This is a genomic window from Telluria sp. AZSoR62 (genome assembly GCF_058111565.1).
In genome coordinates, this window is sequence record NZ_JBYTST010000187.1 from 1 (window position 1) to 326 (window position 326).

Below are 326 nucleotides of genomic sequence, written 5' to 3' on the forward strand. Positions count from 1 at the left end.
TCAAACAAACCGAGTGCCAGGCGTTGATCGATTTCCCGCGCAGCTTCGACCTGGCGGCATTGGCGCAGGTACGCCAGAAGTGAAACCAGATCGCCACCGTGCGCTTGATCGTCGGCAAAGTCATTCCACCGGCCATAGTCGAGGGACACACCAAACGATCCGGCTTGGCGGTCTCCCCGGACATCGTTTCGAGCAACCCATTCACGTCCGTTTGGGCGCCCCTCCGGCAGCCATTCTTTAAGCAGAGTAGGGGCAGCAGGAAGGGCACGAAGTGCCACCAAACGAATCAGGTCTACAGTGTCGTTATCAGTCATGGAACAGGCCCT

General features: G+C 58.3%; 1 pseudogene. It reads right to left on the reverse strand.

The features are described from left to right. A pseudogene (locus AC3XQU_RS23460) lies at positions 1-314 on the reverse strand (hypothetical protein); the annotation flags it as partial. Positions 315-326 lie beyond the last annotated feature (12 nt).